Annotated in this window: 20 protein-coding genes; 3 read left to right on the forward strand and 17 right to left on the reverse strand. The window is 60.1% G+C overall.

Translation table 11 applies throughout. From position 1 onward, the window contains the following. Positions 1–176: 176 nt before the first annotated feature. Genes CQ009_RS02590 through CQ009_RS02610 form a run of 5 tightly spaced genes read right to left on the reverse strand, consistent with a single transcriptional unit; the run spans position 177 to position 4,085 of the window. Positions 177–812 carry an SCO family protein gene (locus tag CQ009_RS02590; RefSeq protein WP_105704777.1) on the reverse strand — a complete coding sequence of 212 codons (636 nt, stop codon included), beginning with the start codon at positions 810–812 and terminating at the stop codon, positions 177–179. Next, positions 809–1,708, reverse strand: a complete 900-nt coding sequence (gene cyoE / locus CQ009_RS02595) for a heme o synthase (protein ID WP_038365028.1) — start codon at positions 1,706–1,708, stop codon at positions 809–811. Before cyoE ends, CQ009_RS02590 begins: the two co-directional genes overlap by 4 nt. Continuing rightward, a complete protein-coding gene (locus tag CQ009_RS02600) occupies positions 1,696–2,775 on the reverse strand; it encodes a heme A synthase (RefSeq protein ID WP_105704778.1) in 1,080 nt (359 codons plus the stop codon). Before CQ009_RS02600 ends, cyoE begins: the two co-directional genes overlap by 13 nt. 10 nt (positions 2,776–2,785) lie before the next feature. Beyond that, a complete protein-coding gene (locus CQ009_RS02605) occupies positions 2,786–3,379 on the reverse strand; it encodes a hypothetical protein (protein WP_095119897.1) in 594 nt (197 codons plus the stop codon). Then, the gene (locus CQ009_RS02610; RefSeq protein ID WP_105704779.1) at positions 3,345–4,085 is read right to left on the reverse strand and encodes an SURF1 family protein; all 741 of its coding nucleotides are present in this window, start codon (positions 4,083–4,085) and stop codon (positions 3,345–3,347) included. The genes CQ009_RS02605 and CQ009_RS02610 overlap by 35 nt, the downstream gene beginning before the upstream one ends. 71 nt (positions 4,086–4,156) lie before the next feature. Here CQ009_RS02610 and CQ009_RS02615 point away from each other — a divergent pair, with 71 nt between their 5' ends. Then, complete coding sequence (locus CQ009_RS02615; protein ID WP_105704780.1) at positions 4,157–4,360, forward strand: twin transmembrane helix small protein; 204 nt, start codon at positions 4,157–4,159, stop codon at positions 4,358–4,360. A gap of 9 nt (positions 4,361–4,369) precedes the next feature. Here the strand turns inward: CQ009_RS02615 and CQ009_RS02620 are convergent, their stop codons facing one another. The 4 genes from CQ009_RS02620 to coxB all read right to left on the reverse strand — a co-directional run bounded on the left by CQ009_RS02620 (position 4,370) and on the right by coxB (position 8,747). Then, positions 4,370–5,257 carry a cytochrome c oxidase subunit 3 gene (locus CQ009_RS02620; RefSeq protein ID WP_064389743.1) on the reverse strand — a complete coding sequence of 296 codons (888 nt, stop codon included), beginning with the start codon at positions 5,255–5,257 and terminating at the stop codon, positions 4,370–4,372. 25 nt (positions 5,258–5,282) lie between these two features. Further along, entirely contained in the window at positions 5,283–5,834 is a 552-nt protein-coding gene (locus tag CQ009_RS02625; protein ID WP_064389744.1) for a cytochrome c oxidase assembly protein, read from the reverse strand. A gap of 116 nt (positions 5,835–5,950) precedes the next feature. Next, entirely contained in the window at positions 5,951–7,537 is a 1,587-nt protein-coding gene (gene ctaD / locus CQ009_RS02630) for a cytochrome c oxidase subunit I (RefSeq protein WP_064389745.1), read from the reverse strand. 82 nt (positions 7,538–7,619) lie between these two features. Beyond that, complete coding sequence (gene coxB, locus CQ009_RS02635) at positions 7,620–8,747, reverse strand: cytochrome c oxidase subunit II (RefSeq protein ID WP_105704781.1); 1,128 nt, start codon at positions 8,745–8,747, stop codon at positions 7,620–7,622. A gap of 369 nt (positions 8,748–9,116) precedes the next feature. Between coxB and CQ009_RS02640 the strand changes: the two genes are divergently transcribed. Further along, on the forward strand, positions 9,117–9,767 hold the full coding sequence (locus CQ009_RS02640) for a hypothetical protein (protein ID WP_105704782.1): 651 nt from the start codon (positions 9,117–9,119) through the stop codon (positions 9,765–9,767). Between the two features lie 123 nt (positions 9,768–9,890). Here CQ009_RS02640 and CQ009_RS02645 read toward each other — a convergent pair whose 3' ends face one another. The 6 genes from CQ009_RS02645 to CQ009_RS02670 form a co-directional block, all read right to left on the reverse strand. Then, positions 9,891–11,417, reverse strand: coding sequence for a SulP family inorganic anion transporter (locus CQ009_RS02645; RefSeq protein ID WP_105704783.1), 1,527 nt, complete (start codon positions 11,415–11,417; stop codon positions 9,891–9,893). A 90-nt stretch (positions 11,418–11,507) separates the two neighbouring features. Next, positions 11,508–12,236 (reverse strand): carbonic anhydrase, encoded by a 729-nt coding sequence (locus CQ009_RS02650; RefSeq protein ID WP_064389749.1) that lies wholly within the window; start codon positions 12,234–12,236, stop codon positions 11,508–11,510. Between the two features lie 237 nt (positions 12,237–12,473). After that, complete coding sequence (locus CQ009_RS02655) at positions 12,474–13,532, reverse strand: PA0069 family radical SAM protein (RefSeq protein WP_064389750.1); 1,059 nt, start codon at positions 13,530–13,532, stop codon at positions 12,474–12,476. 76 nt (positions 13,533–13,608) lie between these two features. Beyond that, on the reverse strand, positions 13,609–14,910 hold the full coding sequence (locus tag CQ009_RS02660) for a cytochrome c (protein WP_105704784.1): 1,302 nt from the start codon (positions 14,908–14,910) through the stop codon (positions 13,609–13,611). 12 nt (positions 14,911–14,922) lie between these two features. Next, the gene (locus CQ009_RS02665) at positions 14,923–16,707 is read right to left on the reverse strand and encodes a GMC family oxidoreductase (RefSeq protein WP_105704785.1); all 1,785 of its coding nucleotides are present in this window, start codon (positions 16,705–16,707) and stop codon (positions 14,923–14,925) included. Positions 16,708–16,709: 2 nt separating this feature from the next. After that, positions 16,710–17,456: a gluconate 2-dehydrogenase subunit 3 family protein gene (locus tag CQ009_RS02670; protein WP_105704786.1), complete on the reverse strand. Its 747-nt coding sequence runs from the start codon at positions 17,454–17,456 to the stop codon at positions 16,710–16,712. Between the two features lie 304 nt (positions 17,457–17,760). Between CQ009_RS02670 and CQ009_RS02675 the strand changes: the two genes are divergently transcribed. Beyond that, on the forward strand, positions 17,761–18,405 hold the full coding sequence (locus CQ009_RS02675; RefSeq protein WP_105704787.1) for a dual specificity protein phosphatase family protein: 645 nt from the start codon (positions 17,761–17,763) through the stop codon (positions 18,403–18,405). A 45-nt stretch (positions 18,406–18,450) separates the two neighbouring features. On the opposite strand, the gene CQ009_RS02680 is transcribed toward CQ009_RS02675, so the two are convergent. Together CQ009_RS02680 and prlC are read right to left on the reverse strand one after the other, a co-directional pair. Beyond that, complete coding sequence (locus tag CQ009_RS02680; RefSeq protein ID WP_064389755.1) at positions 18,451–18,738, reverse strand: YheV family putative zinc ribbon protein; 288 nt, start codon at positions 18,736–18,738, stop codon at positions 18,451–18,453. After that, positions 18,735–20,786, reverse strand: coding sequence for an oligopeptidase A (gene prlC, locus CQ009_RS02685; RefSeq protein WP_064389756.1), 2,052 nt, complete (start codon positions 20,784–20,786; stop codon positions 18,735–18,737). Before prlC ends, CQ009_RS02680 begins: the two co-directional genes overlap by 4 nt. Positions 20,787–20,845: the final 59 nt, after the last annotated feature.

Consider the following 20,845-nt stretch of genomic DNA (forward strand, 5'->3'; position numbering starts at 1 on the left):
TCGACCTGAAAGATCCAGTCGATTATGGATTCGGCACAGCACATCGACCTGAAAGGTCTTGGCGATTATAGATTCAATGCAGGACGTTCAATTCGGTGTGGCTCCCCAATATCCCCCATTCAGTCCCCTCTCCCTCTGGGAGAGGGCTAGGGTGAGGGACTGTTGCGTTTAAAAGATTACTTGCGGTTAAGCATGACCGGGAGTTGCGCCACCAATTTGGCGTTGTTCAACGGTGCCCGAATAAACCCACGCTGGGTGCCATCCGGGCCAATCACCGCCAGATTGCCGCTATGGTCGACGGTGTAATTCGGCTTACTGGTATCCGCCGGAATAAACGGAATACTCACCGCATTCGCCACCTTCTGCAGCTCTTCAATCGAGGTCGGTGTCAGGCCAACAAACTGTGGATCAAAGTAGCCCAGATACTGCTTCAACTGCTTCGGGTTATCGCGGTTCGGGTCAACGCTGACCAGCACGATCTGCAACTTGTCCACAGCGTCTTTTGGCAATTCACTCTTGATCTGCCGCAACTGCGCCAATGTGGTCGGGCAGATGTCCGGGCAGAAGGTGTAGCCGAAGAACAACAGACTCCACTTACCTTTCAGATCGTTGATTGCCACCGGTTTGCCGTCCTGATCGGTCATCGTCACGTCCGGCAAATTACGGCTCTGCGGCAGCAGAATGATGCCGGCATCGATCAGCGCAGTCGGGTCGCCCTGGCCCTTGCCGCTCAGCACTTTGTTGACGGTAAGCCCCAGGATCAGCGCGATCACGGCGACGAGGATGAAGACGGTTTTCTGGGTTCGAGTCATAGGTTCAACAGTAAGTAGTGGTCTACGAGCAGGGCGATGAACAGCAGAAACAAGTACCAAATAGAGTACTTGAAGGTGTTGATCGCCGCGTGCGGCCGAGTGCCACGGTACAGCACCACGGCCCATTGCAGAAACCTTGCGCCGAGAGCGAGCGCGCAAATCAGGTAGAGCACGCCGCTCATGTGGATCACGTACGGCAGCAGGCTCACCGCCAGCAGCGCGAAGGTATAAAGCAGAATATGCACTTTGGTGTAGTGCTCGCCGTGGGTAACCGGCAGCATCGGGATGTCGGCCTTGGCGTATTCCTCTTTGCGATGGATCGCCAGCGCCCAGAAGTGCGGCGGCGTCCAGGCGAAGATGATCAGCACCAGCAGCAACGGTTCGGCGCTGACGTGGCCAGTTGCAGCCGTCCAGCCCAGCAGCGGTGGCGCAGCACCGGCGAGGCCACCGATAACGATGTTTTGCGGCGTCGCGCGTTTGAGAAACCCGGTGTAGATCACTGCGTATCCGAGCAGCGAAGCCAGCGTCAGCCACGCCGTCAGCGGATTGGTGAATGTCAGCAACAAGGCCTGACCGAGCAGCGCCAGCACCAGCGCAAAAGTCAGCGCCGCCGCCGGCGAAACCCGTCCTTCAGCCAGCGGCCGTTTATGCGTACGCGCCATCACCGCATCGATGCGCCGATCGACCACATGATTGACCGCCGCCGCACCGCCGGCACACAGGGCAATCCCCAGATTGCCGAACACCAGCACCGTCCACGGCACCCCGGCGCGGGTCGCGAGGAACATGCCGACCAGCGAGGTGATCAGCATCAGCACCACGACTTTCGGTTTGGTCAGTTCCAGATAATCACGCCAGATCGCCTGATGCGGACGTTCGCCAATCAGAATCGCCACGGCGTTTCTCCTTTTATTGTGATGGGCGCGGCAGAGTGTTTGCGCGGGCTCAGGCGCCAGCGTGCGAGCACCGGTTGTTTGACTCGGACCAGACTGGTGCGCGCGTGATAGTTGACCAGCACCATGGTCAGCAATAGCGCGGCACCGCCAGCGTTATGCGCGACCGCCACTGGCAGCGGCAGATGGAACAAGACATTGCTGATGCCGAGGGTGATTTGTGCGGTGAGGGCGATCAATACCAGCCCGGCCAGCCGCGTCATGCCGACCACTTTTAGTTGCCAGGCCAAGCCGAGCAAAACCAACGTCACCAGCAAAGCGCCAATACGATGAGTCAGGTGAATCGCCGTGCGTGCATCACTGTCGAGTTGCCCGCCGAGATAGTTCGGGCCGATGTGTTGGGTCAGGTGAAAGCCATTGGCGAAATCCGCTGGCGGCAACCATTGCCCGTGGCAGGTCGGAAAATCGATGCACGCCACTGCCGCATAGTTGGAACTGACCCAGCCACCCAGCGCGATCTGGCCGATCACCAACAATAATCCCGCCGTTGCCCAATACTGCAAACGCTTGGGCACGGTCAGCGCCGGCAGCACACCGGACAATCGCAACGTCAGCAAAAACAGCAGACTCAACGTCGCAAAGCCGCCGAGCAAATGTCCGGTGACCACTTGTGGCCAGAGCTTGAGCGTCACCGTCCACATGCCGAACGCCGCTTGCGCGAACACCACCGCCAGCAGAAATAGCGGCAGCTTCAACGGCTGCCCCGGATGACGACGGTTGACCCACGCGCGTCCGGCGAGAATCGAAATCAGCAGGCCGAGGGTGCCGGCGAAGTAGCGGTGGATCATTTCGTTCCAGCCCTTGTGCGCCTCCACCGGCGAGTCGGGGTAATGCAGTTCGGCATGGGCCAGTTGCGCTTCGCTTTTCGGCACGCTGATAAAACCGTAGCAGCCCGGCCAGTCGGGGCAACCGAGACCGGCGTGGGTCAGGCGCGTATAGGCGCCGAGCAGCACCACAATCAGTGCCAGCAGGGTGGCAAACAGCGCGAGGCGAAATCCAGGTTTGGCCATGACGATGCCCTTATCCGATGTTCGACAGTTTCAGCAGGTGACGCAGGTCGTTGAGCAGATCCTTGCCTTTCACATTCGGCTCGTAGCGCAGCACGAGGTTGCCGTGCGGGTCGATGATCCACAGCTGCGGAGTGGCCTTGTCGCCAGTGGTCTTGCTGAACACGCCAGCATCCAGCGGATAGCGTTGCAGCTGTGGATATTCGCGAGTGAGTTTGGCCTCGTAATCGGCGCTCACCGGTTGCGCCACGGCGAGGGCATGGCTGGCGCGCCCGGCCTCGCGACCAAGACCGATCTGGATCTGCCGCGCCAGATACACCAGTTGCTGGCAATCCACCGCGCAATCCTTCGGCGCGGTGACCAGCATCTGCCAGCGTTGTTCATCGGCTTGCACGCCGAGGTCGGCGCGGGTCTGGCCGTTGCCGATCAGTTCGCCGTGATAGCTGCGACCTTCGGGCACCCAGAACTGCAATTTGTACATGCCGGTGGCGAGCAGCATCGGGCCGACCACGCCGAGCACAATCAGCAACAACTGAATGCGCCCGCGACGGCGGCTGGCAGCAGGTTTCGCCTCAGACATGCTGGGTGGATTCATGGCCGTTCCCATGGTGTTTCTCCTTTGCGTTGTGCAAGCCCAAATAGATGTAGAGACCGAGCAGGGCGGTGGCCATGGCGAACCACTGCACGGCATAACCGAGGTGTTTTTCCGGGCCCATGGCAACCACCGGCCAATCGGCCTCGTAGCTGGCCGGGCCCGGCTCGGCGCGTAGTTCGTAGGCGAAGCCGTCGCGTTCCAGGGTTTTCCACAGCTTGGCCGGGTCGACGGCGGTGATGGTTTGCGGCCAAGTACTGCTGACCGGGTCGGCGTGCAACTGGAAAGTCGCGCCGGGAGCGACGTAGACCCAGGCATCGACATTCAGGGCCTCTGCCGGTGTGGAAAATTGCGGCGGTACGCGGCGATCCGGCCACGGCAACCAGCCGCGATTGACCAGCAGCCACAAACCGCTGCGTTGATCCTGAAACGGTTGCAGCAACTCGACACCGACCTTGCCGTTACGTTGGCGGTTATCCAGCAGCAAACTGTGCGCGGCATCGAACTGGCCGTGCAGATGCACACGGCGATAGGCCGGATCGGCGCTGCTCAGCAACTCGCCGCTGGCCATCGGTTCGGCCGCGCGGCGTTCGGCGTAACTGGCGAGCAGGGCGGTTTTCTCGGCGCCCCGGCTCAGTTGCCAGAAGCCCAGCGACACCAGCAGCGGCAGCAACAACGCCACCACCACGGTCGGAATCACGCCCGGGCGAAAGCGCTTCATGGCTGCGCCACAAAGTCAGTCGTTGCGCTCGCTATACTCAACTGCATCGCCTGTCCCCCGGAGTTCTTCCCATGCTCAAAACAGCGATCATCCTGATGCTGATTGCCACGGTGATCAGCCTGTTCAGCGGCCTGTTTTTCCTGGTCAAGGACGACAGCAGCTCGAATCGCCTGGTCATCGCCTTGAGTGTTCGGGTGGCATTGGCCGCTGCCACCGTCGGCTTGATCGCCTGGGGTTTTTACAGCGGCCAACTGGTGTCGCACGCGCCTTGGTAATGCTGATCCTCAGAGTACGTAAACGAAGATAAAGAGGCCGATCCACACCACGTCGACGAAGTGCCAATACCAGCTCGCCGCTTCGAAGCCGAACTGGTGCTCGTTATCGAAGTGACCCTTCATGATCCGCATCAGCATCACAAACAGAATGATTGTGCCGATGGTCACGTGGGCGCCGTGGAAACCGGTGAGCATGAAGAACGTCGCGCCATAAATGCCCGAACCGAGGGTCAGGCCCAGTTCGTGATAGGCGTGGATGTACTCCTCAGCCTGGAAACCGAGAAACGCGCAGCCGAGCAGCACGGTGATCGCCAGCCAGATTTTCAGCGCACCGCGATGGCCTTTCTTCAGCGCATGGTGGGCGATGGTGATGGTTACGCTGGAGCTGACCAGCAGAATCGTGTTGATCAGCGGCAGGCCCCACGGGCTGATCACTTCTTTGGGCGGCGGGAACAGTTTCGGGTCCGGCGTGTGCAGCAGCGGCCAGGTGAACTGGAAGTTCGGCCAGAGCATGTGGGCGATGCCTTTCGGCCCTTCGCCGCCGAGCGCCGGGCCGGAAATGTGTCGTACGTAAAACAGCGCACCGAAGAAGGCGACGAAGAACATCACCTCGGAGAAGATGAACCAGCTCATGCCCCAGCGAAACGAGCGATCCAGTTGTGCGCTGTAAAGTCCCGCGCGGCTTTCCTTGATCACCGTGCCGAACCAGCCGAACAGCATGTATGCCACCAGCAGGCCACCGACGAAAAAGATCAGCGGGCCGTGGGATTCCGGGCGTGCAGCCTTCAGATCGTTGAACCAAGTCGCGAGGCCGTACACGGTGACGAACATCCCGACCGTGGCAATGATCGGCCATTTGCTCTGGGCCGGAACGAAATAATGCTCATGAGTTGCCATTTATTGTTCTCCTTATCGGGCACGCTCAACCGCCAGTGTTTACAGCCACCGGCGGATGTCGGGCGGTGATATCGAACAGCGTGTAGGACAGCGTCAGGTGCTTCACATCCTTGGGCATGTCGCGGTCAACAATGAAGCGCACCGGCATCTCGATCTGCTGACCGGGCTGCAGCACCTGCTGGGTAAAACAAAAGCATTCGGTCTTGTGGAAATACGCCGCGGCGTTGCTCGGCGCGATGCTCGGCACGGCTTGCGCACTCATCGGTTTGTCGGTGGGATTTCGTGCGATGAAGATCATCTCGTTGACGGCGCCAGGGTTGGCGGTGAGTTCGTCATGCTTGGGGTAGAAGTCCCACGGCATATCGGCGGTGTTGGTCGACAGAAACTGCACGCGTACCTGGCGCGAAGTATCGACCACTTGCTCACCCTCGTACTGCCCACCGGTCTTGCCGTTGATGCCGAAGGCTTTGCACATCACGTCGTAGATCGGCACCAGGGCAAAGCCGAACACAAACATCGCCACCACGACCCCGAGCAGGCGGGTGACGAGTTTTTTCATCGAGATCGAGTCAGCCATGGTTCATGCCTCCCCACTAAACCCTGTAGGAGTGAGCCTGCTCGCGATGGGTCCACCGCGGTGTGCCTGACACACCGCCATCGCGAGCAGGCTCACTCCTACAAAAGTCAGGCGTTTCATTTCACTTCCGGCGGTGTGGTGAAGGTGTGATACGGCGCCGGCGACGGCACGCTCCACTCCAGACCTTCCGCACCATCCCAAGGCTTGGCCGGTGCAGGCTCGCCACCCCGAATGGTCTTGATCACGATGAACAGGAAGAAGATCTGCGTGGCACCGAACATGAACGCGCCAATCGACGAAACCATGTTGAAGTCGGCGAACTGCAGGTTGTAGTCCGGAATCCGTCGCGGCATCCCCGCCAGTCCCACGAAGTGCATCGGGAAAAAGGTCAGGTTCATGCCGACGAACGACAGCCAGAAATGCAGCTTGCCGAGGGTTTCGTCGTACATGTGCCCGGTCCATTTCGGCAGCCAGTAATAGGCCGAGGCGAAGATGCCGAAGATCGCCCCCGGCACCAGCACATAGTGGAAGTGCGCGACCACAAAGTAGGTGTCCTGATACTGGAAGTCCGCCGGGGCGATGGCCAACATCAATCCGGAAAAACCACCGATGGAAAACAGGATCACGAACGCCACGGCAAACAGCATCGGCGTCTCGAAGGTCATCGAGCCTTGCCACATGGTGCTGGCCCAGTTGAACACCTTGACCCCGGTCGGCACCGCGATGAGCATCGTCGCGTACATGAAGAACAGCTCGCCGACCAGCGGAATGCCGACCACGAACATGTGGTGCGCCCAGACGATGAACGACAGGAACGCGATGCTCGCCGTGGCGTAGACCATCGAGGTGTAGCCGAACAGCGGTTTGCGCGCGAAGGTCGGGATGATCTGGCTGACCGCGCCGAACGCCGGCAGGATCATGATGTACACCTCGGGGTGGCCGAAGAACCAGAACACATGCTGGAACAGCACCGGGTCACCGCCACCGGCAGCACTGAAGAAACTGGTGCCGAAGTGGATGTCCATCAGCATCATCGTCACGCACCCGGCCAGCACCGGCATCACCGCAATCAGTAGGAACGCGGTGATTAGCCAGGTCCAGACGAACAGCGGCATTTTCATCAGGGTCATGCCGGGGGCGCGCAGGTTGAGGATGGTCGCGATCACGTTGATCGCGCCCATGATCGAACTGATCCCCATCAGGTGGATGGCGAAGATGAAGAAGGTCACGCTTTCCGGCGCATAGGTCGTCGACAGCGGCGCGTAGAAGGTCCAGCCGAAATTCGGCCCGCCACCGGGGGTGAACAGGGTCGACACCAGCAGCAGAAACGCCGCCGGCAGCAGCCAGAAGCTGAAGTTGTTCATCCGGGGCAGGGCCATGTCCGGCGCGCCGACCATCAACGGGATCATCCAGTTGGCGAGGCCGACGAATGCCGGCATCACTGCACCGAAGACCATCACCAGACCGTGCATGGTGGTCATCTGGTTGAAGAACGCCGGTTCGACGATCTGCAAACCGGGCTGGAACAACTCGGCGCGGATCACCATGGCGAACGAGCCGCCAAGCAGGAACATCAAAAACGCAAACCACAGGTACAGCGTGCCGATGTCCTTGTGGTTGGTGGTCAGCACCCAGCGCATCAGGCCTTTGGCGGGGCCGTGGGCGTGGTCGGCGTGACCGTGGTCATCGATGACAGCGCTCATGGCCGGTCTCCTTTACGTGAGTGGGCGGGGCGGGCCGGGGCGCGCTGCCCCGGCCGGTTCACGAGGTACGCGATAGACCGGCTCATTTGCTTTCCGCCTGTTTCAGCTCCAGCACTTCTTTTGGCGTGACCATGTCGCCCTTGTTGTTGCCCCAGGCGTTACGTTCGTAGGTCACGACCGCTGCGATATCGACTTCCGACAGCTGTTTGCCGAACGCCGCCATGGCGGTGCCGGGTTTGCCGTGGAAGACAATGCTCAAGTGATCCTTGATCGGGCCGGTGGCAATTTTCGAGCCCTTGAGCGCCGGGAACATCGGCGGCAGGCCTTGGCCTTCGGCCTGGTGACAGGCAACGCAGGTGGTGTGATAAACCTTGTCGCCGCGCTCCTTGAGTTCGTCGAGGGTCCAATCCTTGCTGGTCAGCTCTTTAAGCTGCGCGGCCTCGGCTTTGCGCTCGGCCAGCCACTTGTCGTAGTCGGCCTTCTCTTTGACCTCGACCACGATCGGCATGAAACCGTGATCCTTGCCACACAGTTCGGCGCACTGGCCACGGTAAAGCCCGGGCTTGTCGACACGCGTCCAGGCCTCATTGACGAACCCCGGGATCGCATCGCGTTTGACCGCAAACGCCGGCACCCACCAGGAGTGGATAACGTCGGCGGAGGTCACGAGGAAGCGCACCTTGGCCCCGGTCGGCAGCACCAATGGCTTGTCGACCTCAAGCAAGTAGTGCTCGCCCTTGGCTTCCTTGTTGTGGATCTGCTCGGCGGGAGTGGCCAGGTTGCTGAAGAACTCGACGTCCTGGCCCAGGTATTTGTAGTGCCACTTCCACTGATAACCGGTGACCTGGATATCGATGTCCGGCTCACTGGTGTCGTACATCTTGATCAGCGTCGCGGTGGCGGGAACGGCCATGGCCACCAGAATCAGCAGCGGCACGACGGTCCACATGATTTCGACGCCGGTGCTTTCGTGGAATTTTGCGGCGACCTGCCCGGTAGAACGGCGGTGCACCATCATCGACCAGAACATGGCGCCGAAGACGATGATCCCGATCACCACACAGATCCAGAAAATGGTCATGTGCAGGTCGAATACTGCGTGACTGATTTCAGTCGCTCCAGGCGCCATATTCACAGTCCAGGCGGCGTTGGCCTGGCTGAAAATCGACCACAACAGGAGGCCCATCCAGACGTGTGGATGTCGCATCATTGCGGGTTCCCCTTATCGTTCTTGTTATCCCGCCGGCTTTCGCCTGCGGCAAGGGAGCGGCTGCATCAGACTACGAACTTGAATCGCCGGGCCTTGCTGCGGGTGCAGTCGGGCGTCATCAGCTAACTCCATTCACTGGCGAGTATAGACAGCGACGGGAAATTGCAATGTGCGCACGTAAATGATCTGAAACAGCGGGTGCTTGCATTCGAGGGCACGAATGGAGAAGGATGCAGACGAGTGGTGGCAAATCGATATAACGCAGTTGCATCAAGGATGAAATAATTATGACAAATGCGTCTTAGCATTTTTCGTAAGCCAGCTAACTTATGTCTTCCCTATTTCATTGCCTTGTTTCCTGGAGTTTTCATGAACACCGCCGCATTGCGCGAGCAGATCCAAACAGCCCAACAACACGAGAAAGACACTGGCCTGCTGACCCGTCAGCTGGAAAGCAAGCTGCCGCATCTACACCCGTCGATCCAGTTACCGGAAGCCGACGCCAATGGTGTGCTGACGCGTTTTGTCGCCGCCTACATCGATGAAGTGCCAGACCTGCTGGATGCAGCCAATGAAGTCGCCAGGGAAGCGGGAATCGAATCGCAGATCAAACCGGTGTTGAAAATCGCCGAGCAGTATTTCCTCCAGCCGCCAGCCATCATGGCCGGGCACGTTGGCCTGGACAGCCTGCTCGACGAAGCCTATCTGGCGCACCGTTTTGTCGAAGAGGTCAACGACCTGTACATCAAGCATTTCGGCCAGCCACTGATCCCTTTGGACATGACGGTCGCCAACTTGATTGCTCACCAATTGATCGGTGAGGAATTTGCCAACCAACTGGACGAAGCGGTGCATCACGCCATCGACGAGATGCTCAACGACGAGAGTTTTGCCTTGGAATCGGTAGAAATCTACCGTGACAAACTCAGCAGCCCGGACACCGGCGCCGCGTGGAAACGCTGGCCGTGCATGAGCCGCCGCCTGGGCGTGGGGCTGGAGCTGGATCAGCCTGCTGCCTGAGTTACACACAATCCAATGTAGGAGCTGCCGCAGGCTGCGATCTTTTGATCTTGATTTTTAAAACAACATCAAAAGATCGCAGCCTGCGGCAGTTCCTACAGGGTTTGAGTTCAACCCGGAGATTTAGCCGGCAGCACCGATTCCGGTATTGGTCCGCACCCTGCCTTCAAGCCTGCGCTTCAACCCCCGCGACTCGATCAACAGCTTCGAGCCCTTCGCCGCATTCGCCCGGCCCCATTCTTCCAGCAACTCCAGACACGAATGGTCGATGTAGCTCAGGTTATTGAGCGGCACATGCACCGTGGTGCCCACTGGAATACTGCCCAGCACCTGCGTCAGCGCCGGAACCTTGAGGAAAGTCGCCGCACCGACCAGGCGCAATTCCATCTCACCGTCCTGCGGCAGATCGATCAGGCTGATCTTCAACCGCGAAGCCTTGAACGCCAGTTTCAACAGGGTCAGACCGAAACCGAGCAGCACACCGGTCAGCAGGTCAGTGAAGATAATTGCCAACGCCGTCGCCGCGTAGGTGAACATCGGCATCCGTCCATATCGGCCCAGACCGCGAAAGGCTTTCAGGTCGACCAGTTTGAAACCGGTGTACACCAGCACCCCCGCCAGACTCGCCACCGGAATGCTTTGCAGCACGCTCGACAGCAACAGCACGAACGCCAGCAGCCACAGGCCATGGAAGATCGTCGAGTAACGCGTGGTCGCACCGGCCTGAACGTTGGCCGAACTGCGCACGATGACCCCGGTCATCGGCAGCGCGCCGACCAGACCGCAGAGCATATTGCCGACACCTTGCGCCGACAGTTCCCGGTCGAAATCCGAACGCACGCCGCTGTGCATGCGATCCACCGCTGCGGCGGACAACAACGTTTCCGCGCTGGCGATAAATGCCACGGCAAACGCAGCGATCAACAGCGTCGGATCGGCCAGACCGAGCAGATCTGCCGGCTTCAACCAATCAATGGCTTCCGCCAGATTCGCTGGCACTTCAACGCGCTTCACCTGCAGGGCCAGCAACAGACTTGCCCCGGTCGCCAGACCCACACCGAGCAATGCCCCGGGAACGAAGCGCAGCGAATGCGGGCGAAATTTCTCCCAGAGCCACATCACCGCGATGGTCGACAGCCCGAGCAACCCGGCCTGCCAGCCAAACGACGGCAAGGCCTGCGCCACCGCCGCGGGGAACGCCGTAAGGTTATCCAGCCCGGAAGGTTTCGGCGATGCATCGAGCATCACATGCACCTGTGAGAGCACGATCAACACGCCGATCCCGGCGAGCATGCCGTACACCACCGCTGGCGCCGTGACCCGAAACCAGCACCCGAGCTTCAAGCGCCCGGCGACCAGTTGCAGAAAACCGGCGAGCAGCAGAATCGGCCCGAGCATCTCGATGCCGTGCTGGCGCACCAGTTCAAACACCAACACCGCCAGACCCGCCGCCGGCCCACTGACCTGTAACGGTGAACCTGCCAGCCAACCGACCACCAGACCACCGATGATCCCGGTGATCAGCCCTTTGGCCGGCGGCAACCCTGACGCGATCGCAATACCCATGCACAGCGGCAGGGCGACCAGAAACACAACCACTGAAGCGAGCAGCTCCCGTGGCAACACCGCTTTCAATTGAGCCGCACGCATGGCGATTCTCCCGAAGTTTTCTTCAGGCATGGCAAGGCCGGGTCGCTGAATCAGCGACCGGCGTCAAACCACACAGATGTTTAGGAGGATTTAGAAGCGCGCTTTGGGCGTCGCCACCGGAATCGGATGGCTGCCGTCGAGCGGCAGGAAACGTCCCTGATCCGCGTCATAAGCTTTGATTTCGCTGGTTTCGATGTTGTAGACCCAGCCATGGATGAACAGATGACCGTTCGCCATGCGCGAGGCTACCGAAGGATGGGTACGCAAGTGCTGCAGTTGGGCGATGACGTTTTCCTCGGTGAGGATCGGCATGCTTTCTTTTTCGTCGGCGCAGTGACAGTTGTCGTGCACCATGGTTTTCGCGACTTCGGCGTGGCGCAGCCAGGCTTTGACCGTCGGCATTTTTTCCAGGCTGTCCGGATTGAGCACCGCACGCATGGCGCCGCAATCGGAGTGGCCGCAGATAATGATGTGCTGCACGCCGAGGGCCAGCACCGCGTATTCGATCGCGGTGGAAACGCCGCCGTTCATCTGGCCGTAGGGCGGCACGACGTTGCCGACGTTACGGGTCACGAACAGATCGCCCGGGGAGCTCTGGGTGATCAGCTCGGGGACGATGCGCGAGTCGGCGCAAGTGATGAACATCGCTTTTGGCGCCTGGGCCGTGGCGAGTTTCTTGAAGAGTTCTTCCTGCTGCGGAAAAACCTCATGATGAAAATGCAAAAAGCCGTCTACGATCTGTCGCAGCGCTGCATCGGCGGATTCCGCTTCAGGGGTTTGCGCCGACACAGCCAACGGCTGTTTATCCTTGTCACTCATGATTCATCCTCTTAGGCGGATTCAGGGAGTCTTCCCCGGTATTCCGGTATGAAGCCAGTGGCTGTTTAAAACTATCCGGGTCATCCCGACCCGTCAGTCACTCGATGAACAAGGTAGCCGCCGAAACTTAACTCAAACTGAATCAAACGCTCTAGAACGTGTGTTCCAGGTCACAAAAACGTGACTGGGTGTTTTCGGCGGAAGGATTCCAACCCCTCAACCATAGGCCAATTGTCGCTAAATCAACGACATCTGGCGACCCGGCGGACAGAAGGCAGTGCAATCGAGGTTGTAGCCTTCGCGGTGATTTAAACCAAGACGTTTAATTACCTTCGAAAACCTCTGAGCCAACAGATCGGCGAACGGTCCTTCACCGCGCATGCGTGCGCCAAAACGGCTGTCGTAGAGCTCGCCGCCACGGCTCTGGCGGATCAGGCTCAGCACATGCGCCGCCCGTTGCGGGTAGTGCGCGGCCAGCCACTCTTCGAACAGCGGCGCCACCTCCAGCGGCAGACGCAGCATCATGTAGGCCGCACTTTGCGCCCCTGCGGCGTGGGCCTCGGTGAGCAGGTTTTCGATTTCGCTGTCGTTGATCATCGGAATCATCGGCGAACACAGCACACCGACCGGAATCCCCGCTTCGCGCATGACCCTGATAGCGCGCAACCGCGCCTTGGGGGCTGCCGCTCGCGGTTCGAGGATACGTTTAAGTTCGTCGTCCAGCGTGGTCAGGCTGATCATCACTGCCACCAGTCGTTGTTCGGCCAACTCGGTCAGCAGGTCGAGATCGCGCAGAATCAGCGAGCCCTTGGTGACGATGGTCACCGGATGCCTGTAGCGCAGCAGCACTTCGAGGGTCTGGCGGGTGATCTTGTGTTCGCGCTCGATCGGCTGATACGGATCGGTGTTGGAGCCGAGATTGATCGGCGCACATTGATAACCGCGTTTGCTCAGTTGTTCTTCCAATACCTGAGCGGCATTGGTCTTGGCGATCAGCCGGGTTTCGAAATCCAGCCCCGGCGACATGTCCCAATAGGCGTGACTGGGCCGCGCATAGCAGTAGATGCAGCCATGCTCGCAGCCGCGATAGGGATTGATCGAACGATCGAAGGGTAAATCCGGCGAAGTGTTGCGGGTGATGATGGTTTTCGCGGTTTCGATCATCACCTCGGTGTTCTGCGTCTCGGGCACTTCCTGATACCAGCCATCGTCCTCGGCTACCGAGCGGTTCGGCGCGAAGCGGTTGTGCGGATTGGTCGCGGTGCCGCGACCGCGAGGTGGTAATGCAGTAGACATGAAAAAACGCCCCGATACTGTATATGCACACAGTATCGGGGCGTTGCGCATCTGGCTAGTGCCGTTGGGCGACTGGTCAGTTGTGTTCTGTTACCTGACCGAGATCATCATTGGAGGTATGTTTCATGTCCTCCTTGCGCAGTTCGGCGACATCGGCGGCAGTCACCGGCGCGCCCTTGTTGCCCCAACTGCCACGGATAAAGCTCACCACATCCGCCACTTCCTGATCCGACAGGCGCCAGGCGAAACCGGGCATGGTGAAGGTCGACGGTGCCGTGTGCGTCGCCGGCAACGTACCGCCCTTGAGCACGATGTGGATCAGCGATGTCGGGTCTTCCGATTGCAGCACCGGATTACCGGCCAGCGCAGGGAATACCCGGGTGTAACCGTGGCCATCGGTGCGGTGGCACGCGGCGCAGTTGTCGATGTATACCGAAGCACCGCGCTGACTGTCATCGCCGTTCCACAGGGCTTTCGCCGCTGTCTCGTCGTACTGATGCGGCTGATCGTTCGGATCAGTGGCCGGCAGTGACTTGAGGTAGCGGGCGATCGCCGTCAGGTCGGCGTCGGTCATGTATTGCATGCTGTGGGTGACTACATCGCTCATGCCGCCGAACACTGCACTACGATCGCTGCGCCCGGTTTTGAGGAACTGCACCAGTTGCTCCTCGCTCCAGCTGCCGAGGCCGTCCTTGTGATCGCCGCGCAAACTCTTGGCGATCCAGCCTTCCAGCGGCGCACTGCCGGCGAGGAAGTTGCTGCCATCGGCCGCGCTCAAGGATTTTTCCTGCATGGTCAGCGCCCGTGGCGTGTGGCAGGCACCGCAGTGGCCGAGGCCTTCGACCAGATAGGCGCCACGGTCGATCACCGGGTCGACACTCGTCGCTTTATAATCCTCGACCTTCGGCGCAAACATCCAGCGCCAGCCCATCAGCGGCCAGCGCATGCTCAACGGCCACGGAATGTCACTGGCCTTGTTCTCCTGCGCGACCGGTTCAACGCCGTGCATGAAATACGCGTACAGCGCCTGCATGTCGGTTTCGCTGACGCGGGCGTAGGACGGATACGGCATCGCCGGGTACAACGTACTGCCGTTCCTGGCGACACCATGGCGCACGGCCTGATCGAAATCCTCGAAGCTGTATCCACCAATACCGGTTTTATCCGGGGTGATGTTGGTCGAGTAGATCGTGCCGATCGGGGTTTCCATCGGCAGGCCACCGGCGAACGGCTTGCCGTCCTTGGCGGTGTGGCAGGCTACGCAGTCACCGGCGCGGGCGAGGTACTCGCCCTGTTTGATCAAGGCGTGATCAACTTCAGCCGCATGGAGTGCGGCGCTACCGAGCAGCGCCAAAGTCGCGATAACGAGATTCTTCATGGTCATCGCTCCTTAAGCCTGCACCAGCGGGCCGGGGTTTTTCAGGTATTGCTCGCGGATCGCTTTCGCCGACCAGTAGGTCAGTGCGGCAACCAGGCCCGTCGGGTTGTAACCCAGGCCTTGCGGGAAGGCCGAGGCGCCCGGCACGAAGACGTTGTGCACGTCCCAGCTCTGCAGATAACGGTTCAGCGCGCTCTTCTTCGGATCGGTGCCCATGATCGCGCCGCCGTTGAGGTGGGTGGTCTGGTAGGACGCGGTGTTGAAGTGGTCGCCGACTTTCTTGCCGATCACCGCAATTGCTTTCGGCCCCATCGCTTCGGCGACCTTGCCCATTTTCTCGACCATGAAGCGGTTCATCTTGATGTCGTTTTCCTGCCAGTCGAAGGTCATTCGCAGCAACGGCAAGCCGTAGGCGTCGCGGTACACCGGATCGAGGTCGAGGTAGTTGCCTCGGTAGGACTGATGCGCGCCGTGAGCGTCCATCGACACCTGGTGGGTGTAGTAATCGGCGGTGGCGCGTTTCCAGTCACTGCCCCACGCGGGAGTGCCCGGCGGGTTCGAGGTACCGGCAATCGGCCGGCTGCCAGCCTGGTTGACCCACATCGGCGAGCCGCCGACGAAGCCGTGGGGACCGTGGTCGAAGTTGTCGGCGTTGAAGTCGTCCAGCGCCACGCCGTTGCCGCCGGCGCCGATGAAGTTGTTGGTGTGGGTGTCCTTGTCGAAGAACGCCTTGATGGTCGCCATGTTCTGGTAGGCGAAGTTACGCCCGACCACGCCTTCGCCAGTGATCGGGTCGTACGGCTTGCCAATCCCGGAGAGCAGCATCAGACGCACGTTGTGCAACTGGAACGCGCCGAGGATCACCAGATCCGCCGGTTGTTCGATCTCGCGACCCTGACCGTCGATGTAGGTCACGCCGGTGGCTTTGGATTTCGTGCTGTCGAGGTTGACGCGCAGCACGTGCGAGTTAGGCCGCAGCTCGAAATTCGGCAGCGGCTTGAGCGCCGGCAGAATGTTCACGTTCGGCGAGGCTTTGGAATACATGTAGCAGACATAGCCGCTGCAGAAACCACAGAAGTTGCACGGGCCCATTTGCGCGCCGTAAGGATTGGTGTACGGCCCTGACGTATTCGCGGACGGCAGGTTGTAGGGTTTGTAACCGACTTCTGTAGCCGCTTTGCCGAACAGCTGTGCGGACACGGTGTTCTTCTGCGCTTCCAGCGGGAACGGGTTGGAGCGATCCGGCGCGTACGGGTTGCCGCCCTTGCCCTGACCGACCAGTTGGCCCTTCACGGTCCAGGCCTGGCCGGAGGTGCCGAAGACTTTCTCGGCGAAATCGAAGAACGGCTCCAGTTCTTCATAACTGACGCCGAAGTCCTGGATGGTCATGTCTTTGGGGATAAAGCTTTTGCCGTAGCGCTCTTCGTAGTGGCTGCGCATGCGCAACTCGATCGGATCTACGCGAAAGTGCACGCCCGACCAGTGCAGACCGGCGCCGCCCACACCATTACCCGGCAGGAACGCACCCAACTGGCGGTTCGGCAGAGCAATGTCGTTGACGCTATGACGGATGGTGACGGTTTCTTTCGAGATGTCTTGAAAGAGTTTTTTGCGCACGCTGTAGGTGAGTTCGTCGATCACCTGCGGATAGTTGCCGTCGGGGTAGGTGTCCTGCATCGGCCCACGCTCCAGCGCCAGCACGTTGAGACCCGCTTCGGTCAGCTCCTTGGCCATGATCGCGCCGGTCCAGCCGAAACCGACGATGACCGCGTCTACTTTCTTCATTACCGTTGCCATGCTTACGCCCTCTCGCCGCGAATCGAAACTGCCGGGAAGGGGTATTGCTCGTTGCGTTCCACCCAATCCATGAAATCGGCGCGGGCGCCGGGGAAGCCGATCATGGTCCAGCCGACCATGCCTTTGTTGCCACCGTGGATCGGGTCGCAGAAGAACCCTTCCTTGGTGTTTTGCAGCAGCAGATTGAAGAAAATCTTCGCTGGAACGGCGTCGAATTGCGGTTTGCCGGCTTCGAGTTGCTTGAGCAAATCGTCTCGGGTAGCGCTGTCTTGCTCAGCAAATACTTTACCGTTGAGGGATTTTGCCCACTGATCCGTGGCGGCGATGCCGAGGCGGTAGATCTCTTTGGGTACCAGTTTGCTCTGCCAGCCCATTTCCGGAGCGGCGTCGGCATTGAACGGGCCTTGCATGTACCACAGGGCACCGGCGGCGTACGGCGTATTCATCTGACGGTCGATGTATTCCGGCACACCGGCCTCTAGCGCTCCCGGGCCCTGGGCATCGTTGGGGATCAATTGCGCGACGGCGGCATTGATGAATGCCCATTCCTCAGCCGTGAAATAGTTCGGCTGGTAAACACCGGCGTCGGTGCGAGCCGGTTGCGCGGCCGGTGCAGCAGGCGCGGCTTCGGGCGCCGCTTGCAGCACACTGCTGCCCAGGCTGGTGCCGGCCAGGGTGACCACCGGAATCAGGGTCAGGGATTTGCGTAAAAACTCACGCCGCGGGTTGTCTCGATCTTCATCAGACATGGGGGTGCACCTCATCAGGCATTAGGGGACAGCCGTTTCTGCGAACGGCTTGAGGATTTTTCGTCGAGACGGATCCGGTCTGGCCCGGAAAAAGGGGACGCGTCTGCAACATGATGTGACAAATGGTAGCAGGCTAAGCTTCCGGATAAACCGATTCAGCGGAAAAAAGACCGGTTTTCTTAACTGCAATGGTCGAAAGCGTGCGGATTCACGTTTCTTTGACAGCCGCCTCACAGGGCTTTGACCGCGCAACGCCGAAGCTGCGTTTCCCCTCATCGATGAATCCCGACACGGTCACCCCAGCATGTCCCGAGTGCGTTTTTTCCCTGCCTTGTGTTTATCGTTTCTAACGCTGTTGTACTGGCTGCCGGCCCAGGCTGCGACGCCAGCGACAGCCCGGCCCGCTGATTGGGCGCAACCGGTCGAAGTGCAATACAACCTGTTCCAAATCTCACCGACGCTCTATCGCAGCGCCTTGCCCGATGGCGGCGCGGTGCCGTTGCTGAAAAATCTCAAGGTCGCCACGGTGATAAATTTCCTGCCGGAAGCGGATAGCGACTGGCTGTCGGAGCCTGGCATCAATCAACTGCAACTGCCGTATCGCACCAACCACGTCGATGACGCCGATGTGCTGAAGACGCTACGTGCCATTCAGGCTGCCGAAGCCAGCGGCCCAGTACTGATGCATTGCAAGCACGGCTCCGATCGCACTGGCCTGATGGCAGCGATGTATCGCGTGGTGGTGCAGGGCTGGAGCAAAGAAGACGCCTTGAGCGAGATGACCCAAGGTGGATTTGGTGAGAGTGGGCACTTTCGCGACAGCGTGCGCTACGTGATGCAGGCCGATGTCGACAAGCTGCGCACGGCGCTGGCCAATGGTGATTGCAGCACCAGCGCGTTCGCCACTTGCTCGATGAAGAGCTGGTTTCAGTCAGTCAATCTGAAGTGAATCCAACCTCCCACGGCTTTGCGCTGTGGGAGGTCATGTCGCGACTCAGTCTTCAGTCTTCTTCTTGAGCTTCGGATTCGGAAAGAACTGCACCGCTTGTACGGTCTTGTCCGTCGCAGGTTTGCTGATAGCGCTGGTGTTGACCCGCGTGCCCAACTCTTTGGGCACCGAAAGCCCTTGCTCATTGAGCGTGTCGGAGTAACCGCAAGCGACACATTCACGGTGCGGCACGCTGTCTTCGTTCCACATCATCAACTTGTCCGGCTCGCTGCACGCCGGGCATACAGCCCCGGCGATAAAGCGTTTCTTGGTAATCACAGGCCCGTCACTCATGCTGCCGCGTCCTCACTCAGGCCGCTGTGGCGCAACAGTGCGTCAATCGACGGCTCACGGCCACGGAAGTCGACGAACAGCACCATCGGTGCCTGCGAACCACCGCGCGCCAGAATCGCCTCGCGGAAAGCACGACCGGTTTCAGCGTTGAGCACGCCGTCTTCTTCGAACTTCGAAAAAGCATCTGCCGAAAGCACTTCAGCCCACTTGTAGCTGTAGTAACCCGCCGCGTAACCGCCGGCGAAGATGTGCGCGAAGCTGTTGGGGAAGCGGTTGTAGGCCGGCGGACGCATCACCGACACCTCGTCACGCACGCCTTCGAGCACTTGCAGCACGCTGCGGCCGTCACCGTGGGTGGCGTGCAGTTCGAAGTCGAACAGCGAGAATTCCAGCTGACGAACCATCATCAGGCCGGACTGGAAGTTTTTCGCCGCGAGCATTTTTTCCAGCAGGTCCTGCGGCAGCGGTTCGCCGCTTTCGTAATGACCGGAAATCAGCGCGAGGCCTTCCGGCTCCCAGCACCAGTTTTCCATAAACTGGCTTGGCAGCTCGACCGCATCCCACGCCACGCCGTTGATGCCGGAAACACCGGCGTGATCAACACGGGTCAGCAAGTGATGCAGGCCATGGCCGAATTCGTGGAACAGCGTGGTCACTTCGTCGTGGGTCAGCAGCGCAGGCTTGCCGCTGTCGGCCGGGGTGAAGTTGCACACCAGATTGGCCACCGGGCTTTGCAGCACGCCGTCGACGGTGCGACGACGGTCGCGGGCGCCGTCCATCCAGGCACCGCCACGCTTGTTGGCGCGGGCGTAGAGGTCGAAGAAGAAGCGGCCGACGTGCTGGCCGTTTTCCTTGATTTCGAACAGGCGAACATCCGGGTGCCAGGTGTCGAAGCCTTTCTGTTCGGCGATTTCGATGCCGTACAGGCGCTGAACGATGGCGAACAGACCGCCCAGTACTTTGTCGATCGGGAAGTAGGCGCGCAGGGTTTCCTGGGCAACGCTGTAGCGTTGCTCACGGAGTTTTTCGCCGTAGAAACCGCTGTCCCAGCTTTGCAGATCGGCGCAGCCCTGTTCGGCGGCATAGGCGCGTAGCTGTTGCAGATCCTGTGCGGCAAACGGTTTGCTGCGCTTGGCCAGATCACGCAGGAAGCTCAGCACCTGATCGCTGGATTCGGCCATTTTGGTGGCCAGGCTCAGCTCGGAGAAACTGGCGAAACCCAGCAACTTGGCCAGTTCCTGACGCAGATCGAGGATCTCTTCCATCACCGGGCCGTTATCGTTCTGACCGGCGTTCGGGCCTTGATCCGAGGCGCGGGTGCAGTAGGCGGCATAGACTTCTTCACGCAGCGCACGGTCTTGCGCGTAGGTCATCACCGCGTAGTAGCTCGGGAATTCCAGAGTGATCAGCCAGCCATCGAGGCCTTTGGCCTGAGCGGCGGCGGCCATTTGCGCCTTGGCCGAGTCGGTCAGGCCGGCGAGCGCGGCTTCGTCGCTGACGTGCTTGGTCCATGCCTGCGTGGCATCGAGCAGTTGATTGGAGAAGCGGCTGCCCAGCTCGGACAGTTTGCTTTGCACTTCGGCGTAGCGTTTCTGTTCGGCTTCCGGCAGGTCGATACCCGACAGACGGAAGTCACGCAGGGCGTGTTCCAGAATAGTCTTCTGCGCCACGTCGAAACCGGTGGCTTGCGGGCTGTTGGCCAGTGCTTCATAAGCCTGGAACAGCTCGCGGTTCTGGCCCATTTCGGTGGAGTAGGCGCTCAGGGCTGGCAGGCACGACTCGTAGGCTTCACGCAATTCAGCGCTGTTGCACACGGCGTTGAGGTGGCTGACCGGGCTCCAGGCAGCACCGAGGCGGTCATTGAGTTCGTCCATCGCCAGAACCAGACCGGCCCAGGTAGGGTTCTGAACCTGAGTCTTGAGGATTTCGGCAATGGCGGCGCGGTTGTCGGCCAGGATCGTTTCGATGGCGGGCAGGACGTGTTCGGCACGGATCGTGGAGAACGGTGGCAGGTCGTAGGACTGCAGCAGAGGGTTGTTCACGCTCACGGTTGGCACCTTGGCTGGGGAAACATGCAACCATCTTAATTACAATCGGCATTCACCGC

The organism is Pseudomonas sp. MYb2, from assembly GCF_002979955.1.
Classification (GTDB): domain Bacteria; phylum Pseudomonadota; class Gammaproteobacteria; order Pseudomonadales; family Pseudomonadaceae; genus Aquipseudomonas.